Source organism: Streptomyces johnsoniae, from assembly GCF_031845565.1.
Classification (GTDB): Bacteria; Actinomycetota; Actinomycetes; order Streptomycetales; family Streptomycetaceae; genus Streptomyces; species Streptomyces johnsoniae.
Genome location: NZ_JAVREV010000003.1, coordinates 455,223 through 463,943, shown reverse-complemented (window position 1 = coordinate 463,943; position 8,721 = coordinate 455,223). Strand labels below are relative to the sequence as shown.

The 8,721-nt window shown below is 69.5% G+C and carries 6 protein-coding genes; 2 read left to right on the top strand and 4 right to left on the bottom strand.

Features of this window, described 5'->3' with window-relative positions:
* Positions 1–1,837: type I polyketide synthase (locus RM779_RS08155; RefSeq protein WP_311616991.1), on the bottom strand; the 1,837-nt coding region annotated here is incomplete at its 3' end.
* A 517-nt stretch (positions 1,838–2,354) separates the two neighbouring features.
* Between RM779_RS08155 and RM779_RS08150 the strand changes: the two genes are divergently transcribed.
* Positions 2,355–3,995, top strand: a complete 1,641-nt coding sequence (locus RM779_RS08150; protein WP_311616990.1) for a DHA2 family efflux MFS transporter permease subunit — start codon at positions 2,355–2,357, stop codon at positions 3,993–3,995.
* A gap of 4 nt (positions 3,996–3,999) precedes the next feature.
* Positions 4,000–4,626: a TetR/AcrR family transcriptional regulator gene (locus RM779_RS08145; RefSeq protein WP_311616989.1), complete on the top strand. Its 627-nt coding sequence runs from the start codon at positions 4,000–4,002 to the stop codon at positions 4,624–4,626.
* A gap of 98 nt (positions 4,627–4,724) precedes the next feature.
* Here the strand turns inward: RM779_RS08145 and RM779_RS08140 are convergent, their stop codons facing one another.
* From RM779_RS08140 to RM779_RS08130, 3 genes are all read right to left on the bottom strand, one after another.
* A complete protein-coding gene (locus tag RM779_RS08140; RefSeq protein ID WP_311616988.1) occupies positions 4,725–4,961 on the bottom strand; it encodes an acyl-CoA carboxylase subunit epsilon in 237 nt (78 codons plus the stop codon).
* Entirely contained in the window at positions 4,958–6,559 is a 1,602-nt protein-coding gene (locus RM779_RS08135) for an acyl-CoA carboxylase subunit beta (RefSeq protein ID WP_311616987.1), read from the bottom strand. The genes RM779_RS08140 and RM779_RS08135 overlap by 4 nt, the downstream gene beginning before the upstream one ends.
* 92 nt (positions 6,560–6,651) lie before the next feature.
* Positions 6,652–8,424 (bottom strand): fatty acyl-AMP ligase, encoded by a 1,773-nt coding sequence (locus RM779_RS08130; protein ID WP_311616986.1) that lies wholly within the window; start codon positions 8,422–8,424, stop codon positions 6,652–6,654.
* Positions 8,425–8,721 lie beyond the last annotated feature (297 nt).

Sequence of the window (8,721 nt, the reverse complement as noted above, 5' to 3'; positions counted from 1 at the left end):
CCACAAACCCCGACAACGCCCGCCCACACTCCTCCAACGCCTCCCGAAACACCGGAAACACCCCAGCCAACTCCACACCCATCCCCACCCACTGCGCCCCCTGACCAGGAAACACAAACACCGGACGGGAGCCGTGCGGGCCCACCACGCCGCGGACGGCGTCCGCAGGCGCCTCCTCGGAGGTGAACGAGGCGAGGCGGGCGAGCAGTTCCTCACGGTCGGTGCCGAGCACCACGGCGCGGTGCTCGAGCGCGGCTCGGGTGGAGACCAGCGACCACGCCACCTCGTCAGGAGCCAGCTCAGGCCGCGCTTCGACGAACTCCCGCAGCCGCGCCGCCTGCGCCCGCAACGCCCCCTCGTCCTTACCCGAGAGCACCCACGGCACCACACCACCCGGCAGCCCGGCCACGGACCGGACCTCGCCGGCAGGCCCGGCGGCACCGGCCCGGTCGGGCGCCTCGATCACCACATGGGCGTTGGTGCCACTGATTCCGAACGACGACACACCGGCCCTCAGCGGCTCGCCGTCCTTGTTCCACGGACGGTCCTCGGTCAGCAGCTGGACCGTGCCGGACGACCAGTCCACGTGCGGGGAGGGCTCACGCACGTGAAGGGTCCTGGGCAGCACACCATGACGCATCGCCATGACCATCTTGATCACACCCGCCACACCGGCCGCGGCCTGCGTGTGACCGATATTCGACTTCACCGACCCAAGCCACAGCGGCCGGTCACCGGACCGGCTCTGACCATAAGTGGCCAGCAAAGCCTGCGCCTCGATCGGGTCACCCAGCTTGGTCCCCGTCCCGTGCGCCTCCACCACATCCACATCACGCGCCGCAAGACCCGCGTCCGCCAGGGCCCGGCGGATGACGTCTTCCTGGGCCACGTCGTTGGGCGCGGTCAGCCCGTTGGAGGCACCGTCCTGGTTGACGGCGGAGCCGCGGATCACCGCGAGCACCCGGTGCCCGTTGCGCCGCGCATCCGACAGGCGCTCGACCAGCAGCACACCCACGCCCTCGGCGGGGCCGAAACCATTCGCGTCGGCGTCGAAGGCCCGGCACCGTCCGTCGGCGGAGAGCCCATGTTGCCGGCTGAGGTCGATGATCCAATTGGGCTCCGACATGACGGTGACGCCGCCGGCCACCGCCATCGAGCACTCGCCCTTCCGCAGGGCCTGGACCGCCAGATGCAGCGCCACGAGCGACGAGGAACAGGCCGTGTCCACCGTCACCGCGGGCCCGCGCAGTCCGAAGGTGTAGGAGATGCGTCCGGACATGACGCTCGTCGTATTGCCGACGGCGAGGTAGCCCTCCAGTTCCCTGGCGGCGGGGTCGCCGGCCCTGGGCGCATAATCCTGCGGAACGGCGCCGACGAACACACCGACGTTGTCGCCCTTCAACGAGGTAGGGGCCATCCCGGCCCGCTCGAACACCTCCCAGGAGGCTTCGAGCAGCAACCGCTGCTGCGGGTCCATCGCCAATGCCTCACGCGGCGAGATCCCGAACAGATCCGCGTCGAACTCCCCCGCCTCGGCCAGGAAGCCCCCGCCCCGCAGGTAGCTCTTCCCTGCGCTCAGCGGGTCGGCGTCGTAGAGCCCCTCCAAGTCCCAGCCCCGGTCGTCGGGCAGCGGAAGAACAGCCTCGGCGCCGTCGGCGACCAACTGCCACAGCCCTTCGGGCGACGAGATACCGCCCGGGTAACGGCAGGCCATGCCGACGATGGCGATCGGTTCGCTGTTCCTGGCCTCCGTTTCCTTCAGACGCTGCTTCGCCTGGCGAAGGTCGGCGGTGACGAGCTTCAGGTAGTCGCGGAGCTTGTCCTCGTTCGCAGACATCGGAAGGCTACTCTCCAGACGGCAGGGTAGGGGCGGCAGTGGTGTCCACGGGCGAATGAGACACGCCTGGTCCGCGTCCCGCGCGAGGGAGAGCACGGGCATGCCGATGCGCCCGCTCCCCGCGGAACCATTCGCATGCCCTCGTCTGCCTCGGCTGTCGCCGGGTCCCCCGCGCCCCGTTTTTTTCACAGGCGTTTTGAGGTTCTGCCAACGATTCTCCGCTCAGTGGGACACCCGCTGCATCGGGGAACACCCCAGCCCTCACCCCAGGCTCAGGACCGGGGCGGGCTCCGGGTTCTTTCCCGCTGGTCAAAGCGCTTGATCAACCCCTCGTGAGGTCACCAGCCGCAGAGGCGCACCGACCTGGGCTCCCTGCGGCCACCGGCCCGTCGGCCACCGGTGTGCGTGGACGGTCTCGGGTGGCCGGACGCGGCATGGGCATCACGTCGGGAGATGTTGACAGCTACAGTCGCTTGACTGTAGCTATCTATTGCAAGTGACTCTCGAAAGGTGTGTCATGAGTTCTCCCCCGGATGGCTCCGTGCAGACGCACTACGACAATCCACGCCGCTGGTGGGCATTGGGCGCGCTGGCCATGGCGTCACTGGTCCTCGGCTTCGACACGACGATCCTGAACGTCGCGCTCCCCACCCTGGCGGCGGATCTCGGCGCCACCACCACCGAGCAGCAGTGGATCATCGACTCCTTCCTCATCGTCTTCGCAGCGACCATGCTGCCGGCGGGCATGCTGGGCGACAGGTACGGACGGCGTCGGCTGCTCGTCATCGGGCTGATGGCCCTGCTGGCCGGCTCGCTGTTCGGCACACTGGTGGACAGCGCCGAGATGCTGATCGTCGCCCGCACGGTCATGGGCCTCGGTGCCGCACTGGTCGCGCCGCTGGCCCTATCCGTGGTGCCCACGCTGTTCGGCCCGGCCGACCGGCCCAAGGCCATTGCCGTGCTGGCCGCCGCACTGGCCGCCGGGCTGCCGCTCGGGCCGCTGCTCGGCGGCTGGCTGCTCGACAACTTCTGGTGGGGCTCGGTCTTCCTGATCAACGTCCCGATGGCCGCCATCGGCATCGTGGCCTGTCTGCTCCTTGTCCCCGAGTCCAAGGATCTCGCGGCCCCGAAGGTGGACGCGCTGAGCACCGTGCTGAGCGTCGGCGGCCTCGCCTCACTCGTCTTCGGGATCATCGAGGGCTCCAGCCGGGGCTGGGACGACCTGCTGGTCATCGGCTTCCTCGTCGGCTCGGTCATCCTGCTGACCGCCCTGGTGCTCCGCGAACGTCGGCAGGCACTCCCGATGTTCGACCTTGCGCTGCTACGCAACCCCGGCTTCGCCTGGAACGCCGTGAGCACCATCATGGCGACACTGATCCTGACCGGTCTGCTCTTCGTCGTCCCGCAGTATCTCCAGGCGGTGCGGGGTGAGAGCGCGATGGGTACCGGTGTCCGGCTCATGCCAATGATGGGCGGTCTGCTGGTTGCGGCGCGCGCCTGCAACCTCCTGGTCAAGGCGATCGGCTCGCGTACGACCATCGTCATCGGGTTGCTGTTCCTGTCGCTCGCCGGATTCATCGGCAGCACCACCGACGTGGACTCCAGCTACGCCCTGGCCGCCACCTGGCTGACCATCACCGGCCTCGGCACCGGGCTGACGACGATTCCGGCCATGGACGCCGCGCTGGCGCACTTGCCTCCGGGAAGGTCCGGCGTCGGCTCCGGGCTCCTCATGACGGGGCGGCAGGTGGGCAGCGCGATCGGCGTCGCCCTCCTGGGCAGCGTGCTCTCGCAGGTGTACCAGGACAACGTCAGCACCGACGGGCTGCCGGGCGCCGCCGCCGAAGTGGTCGGAGAATCGGTGGTCGCCGCGCACCTGGTGGCCGCCGAGGTGGGCGGAACGGCTGGCGCCGGCCTGGCTGAGTCGGCCAACGTGGCCTTCATGGATGCCATGAGCGCAACACTGCTGTTCTGCGCCATCGGGGCACTGGTAATCGCATTGCTGGTGGCCTGGCTCATGCCCTCCCAGCCTCCGGGGCAGGAGGGCACAGCAGACACCCCGGACGGCGACGGTGCCGAGGACGCCCGGCGCGAGGACACCACGGGAGGCGCGTCGGAGAGCAGCCTCACCCCCGCCGACTCGCGTCCCACAGAATAGGCACATGAGTCACACGCCCGCCGCATCTGAATCCCCCGCGACCCAAGGGGCCCTGCGGGAACGGAAACGAGTCCGTACCCGCAGGGCCATCCGAAAGGCGGCGTACGATCTGTTCGACAAGCACGGCTACGAGGGCACCCGAGTGGACCAGATCGCCGAGGCGGCCGAGGTCTCCACAAGCACCGTCTTCCGTTACTTCCCCACCAAGGAAGACATCGTGCTGGCGAGCGACGACAACCCGTTCCTTGAGGCCGCTCTGCGCGCCCGCCCCGAACAGGAGACGCCGTTGGCCGCCCTGCGCGAGGCCATGCGCGAGTCCATGCTCGCGGAGCACGCCACTCCGGAGGCGAAGGCGGAGATCTTCCGCCGGATGAGACTGGTGTCAACGGTCCCGGCGCTGCGCGCCCGGCTGCCCGAGACGATGGCCATCACCAGCGAGCATCTCACCAGGGCCCTGGCCGACCGGACAGGGCACCCGCCGGAGGGCCTGGAGCTGCGGGTCTTCGTCGGTGCCGTGGTGGGAGGTTTTCGGGAGGCACTGATGTACTGGTCGGAACAGGGAATGCACGAAGACCTCAGAGATGTCGTCGACCGCGCCCTCGATGTGCTGGAGAACGATCTCGCCGTCTGAAGGTGGCATACGTGTGGCCTCTCCGTCCCCCGGGGGACGGAGAGGCACCGAGGGGATCGCCGCACGGCTTCGCCGCGGGCGCAGCGGCCGGATGCCGGTCAGGCCCAGCCGTCGCGCACCGGTCGGCGCGTCATCCGGTCCGTGGGCGCCGACCAGCGCCCACGGACCTGGTCGGCGGCGGCGCGGTTCTCGGCGGCGGTCAGCATCATGAGCACAGCCGTGACGGCCGCGGCCACTTCGTCGTCTGCCGGATTCCCCCGCACCACCCGGATGCCGCCGGTCTCCTCGCCACCCGGGCCCGGCACGGCGGCGGTGCCGGCCATCCGCCCGCTCATAGCGGGATGTTTCCGTGCTTGCGGGGCAGCCGGTCCAGCCGCTTGTCCTGCAACGCGTCCAGCGCGGAGATCACGCGCCCTCTGGTCTCATGAGGCATGATCACCGCGTCCACATAGCCGCGTTCCGCGGCCACGTAGGGCGTGCACAGTGCGTCCTCGTACGCCGTCCGCAGCTTGACCCGTTCCGCCTCGGGGTCCGCGGCTGTCGCTATCTCCCTGCGGTGGATCACCCCGACGGCACTCTCGCCGCCCATCACCGCGATCTCCGCCGTCGGCCAGGCGAGATTGACGTCGATCCCGAGGTGCTTGGACCCCATCACCCCGTAACCGCCGCCGTACGCCTTGCGGGTCACCACCGTGACCATCGGCACGGTCGCCTCGCAGTACGCGTAGATCAGCTTGGCCCCCCTGCGGATGATGCCCAGGCGCTCCTGCTCCTGCGAGGGGAGGAAGCCCGGCACGTCCACGAAGGTGAGCACGGGCAGGTCGAACGCGTCGCACAGCCTGATGAACCGCGCCGCCTTCTCGCTGGCGTCGATGTCGAGTGCGCCCGCCATGTGCAGCGGCTGGTTGGCCACCACCCCGACACTCCGGCCCTCGACCCGGGCGAAGCCGCAGATGATGTTGCGGGCGAACAGCGGTTGCACCTCGACCAGTTCCCCGTCGTCGACCACCGTGTGCACCACCTGCGCCATGTCGTAAGGCCGGTTGCGCTGGTCCGGGATCAGGGTGTCCAGCGCCCGGTCGGCCTCCGTTGTCTCCGTCCGCGCCTGGCCGCGCGGCACCGGATAGACCGGCGCTTTCGACATATTGTTCGACGGGAGGTGCCCGAGCACCAGGCGAACGTATTCGAACGCGTCCTTCTCGTCCTGCGCCAGGTAGTGCGCCGCGCCGCTGACGGCATTGTGCTGCTCCGCACCGCCCAGTTCTTCCTGGCCGACCGTCACACCGGTGACCGAGCGCAGCACCTCCGGACCGGTGACGAACATATGGGAGATGTCCTCCACCATCACCACCAGATCGGTCGTCGCCGGCGCGTAGACCGCTCCCCCGGCGCACGGCCCGATGATCAGGGAGATCTGCGGAATCACACCGGAGGCCGCGACGTGGCGCTTGACCACCTCGGCGTAGTACGCCAGTGACACCACGCCCTCCTGAATGCGGGCGCCACCGGAGTCATTGATGCCGATGATCGGGCAGCCGGTGCTGATGGCGAGATCCATCACCTTCATGATCTTCTCGCCGAATACTTCACCCAGGGCACCCCCGAGCACCGTGAAGTCCTGTGCGAAGAGGTACACCCGCCGACCGTCCACGGTGCCGTAGCCGGTCACCACGCCGTCGCCGTACGGGCGATGCTCCTGCATGCCGAAGCTGTGACAGCGGTGCCTCGCGAACTCGTCGAGTTCGACGAAGGAACCCGGGTCGAGCAGCGCCTCGATGCGCTCCCGGGCAGTCAGCTTTCCCTTGGCATGCTGCCGCGCCACGCGCTCGGATGATGACTGCGCCGCCAGCTCCGCACGGCGGCGGCTCAGCTCCGCGAGCCGCCGCGCCGTCTCTCCGGTGGCACCGTCCGCGGTCCGCTCTGCTGACTGCACCTTCTCGCTCTCCGTTTCATGACTTCCGCCTTCTCCACGGCGGGCCGGCAGGCCCGTCTCGATAGCTGTGCCCCCCGGGCCGGGCCGACCGGTCATGCCGTGTCCCTGCCACCCGCCGGGGCCAGCACGCCGTCCAAGTACAACGTGCGACAGGCACGGCGCTGTACCTTGCCGCTCGACGTCTTGGGCAGCGAGCCCCGCCGCACCACGACCACGTCGTCCACGTGGAGCCGCTGCCGGTCGTACACGGCCAACACGACCCGCTCGCGCAGCAACTCCGCGCCGACGGTCCGCAGGACCCGGCCGTCCGCTTCCACCACCACTACGAGCCGCTCGGTCGTCCCGTCGTCGACGGAGAAGGCCGCGACGCTGTTGGGATAAAGGCCGGCGCAGGACCGTTCGGCGGACAGTTCTATGTCCTGCGGATAAAAATTCCGCCCCTTGCGGATGATGACGTCCTTGATCCGGCCGGTGACGAACAATTCGCCCTCATGCTGGAAGCCCAGGTCCCCGGTGCGTAGAAACGCTCCGGCGTCCGCCTCACCGGCGATCTCGGCCCGGAAGGTCTCGGCCGACTCCCGGGGGCGGCCCCAGTAACCGGCCGCCACGCAGGGTCCGCTGATCCAGATCTCCCCGACCCGGCCGGACGGCAGTCCGACACGCGTCTCGGGGTCCACGATGCGCACACGGGTATCGCCATGGGGCCCACCCGTCCCGACCAGCGGCTGCGCCTCCTGACCCGGGCCCGGCAGCAGGCTGACCCGGTCCTCGCGCAGTGCCTCGTCCGCCACCCACAGCACCGTGGGGTCCGACTCCTGCGGGCTGGCGGTGCTCTTCAGCGTGTTCTCGGCGAGCCCGTAGCCGGGGCACATGGCACGCGACCGGAAGCCGGCCGACGCGAACGTACGAGTGAACTCCTCGATCACCGACCAGCGCACCGGCTCGGCACCATTGGCCGCCACGCGCCAGGTGGAGAGGTCGAGCCCCTCGCTGAAGCCCTTCTGCTCGGCTTCGCGCACACACAGGTCGTAGGCAAAGTTGGGCGCCGCCGAGTGGGTGCCGCCGAACCGGGAGATCGCCTCCAGCCAGCGGCTCGGCCGCCGGATGAAGGCGGCCGGCGCCATCAGGTAGGAGGGCACGCCCGCCCAGAGCGGCATCACCACCCCGAACAGCATGCCCATGTCGTGGAAATGAGGCAGCCAGGACACCAGCACGCCGTCCGGGTCGCACGGCCACAGGCCGTCGGTCTCCCGCACATTGGCGGAGAAGTTGCCATGGGTGACCATCACGCCCTTGGGGTCACCGGTGGAACCAGAGGTGTACTGGAGCAGGGCAATATCCGTGGATGCCACGTGCGGCGGCTGCCAGCCGGCTGGCGGAGCGTCCGGCATCGTGTCGGTGGCGACCAGGTCCAGGCCGTCGAGCAGCGGCGATCCGCCGAACCTCGCCAGCAGGTCGTCCCGCACTTCCTGAACGGTCAGCACCACCGTGGTCCCCGCGTCATCCGCGATCTTCCGCACCCGCTCCAGACCGCGGTCCCTCGTGGGTACGGGCACCGGCGCGCCGGCGACCTTGGCGTACATGCACCCGAGCAGGCTGCGAATGAACTCCAGACCCGCCGGGTACATCAGGATCGCGGTGCCGCCGTGGGCAACGGCGTTCAGCGCGTCGGCCCTGGCCCGGGCCGCCTGGTCCAACTGCCGGTAGGTGAGGGCGTCCCCGGGGCGTTCGCCGTCGGTGAGGAAGACGTAGGCGAGTTCATCCGGCTGCTCCGCGCTGCGGACCAGCAAGGCGTCCGGGAGAGTGTCCGCCGCCACCACCTGCCGGAGCGGAGCCTTGGTGTCCTTGGTGTCCTGCAAGGTCATGGCAGGTCAGCTCCCGCTCACTGGTTGGGTCGGCGTGCCACGGCGGAAGGCCTGCGACGCCCTTCGGGTCCCGAGCCGGGCCCTCGGGTCACCCGTCATGGGGGGGCGGGCAGTAGTTGCGTCCATCGGTACAACCCCTAGGTGGATGGTCGGTCTGCGGCGCGCCGAGTCGCTGGGGAAGACGGCCGCCCGCCCTGTCATAGCGATATGCCTCTTTCCGGCTTTCCCTGCCTTCCCGACTTCTCCGGCCCCGCTGCCCGTCGCTCGCGGACGGATCGCGCCATTGCCGATCGGGAC

Coding starts and splice junctions, on each gene's coding strand:
- RM779_RS08130 (WP_311616986.1), bottom strand. CDS start 8,424: ATGACCTTGCAGGACACCAAGGACACCAAGGCTCCGCTCCGGCAGGTG.
- RM779_RS08145 (WP_311616989.1), top strand. CDS start 4,000: ATGAGTCACACGCCCGCCGCATCTGAATCCCCCGCGACCCAAGGGGCC.
- RM779_RS08140 (WP_311616988.1), bottom strand. CDS start 4,961: ATGAGCGGGCGGATGGCCGGCACCGCCGCCGTGCCGGGCCCGGGTGGC.
- RM779_RS08150 (WP_311616990.1), top strand. CDS start 2,355: ATGAGTTCTCCCCCGGATGGCTCCGTGCAGACGCACTACGACAATCCA.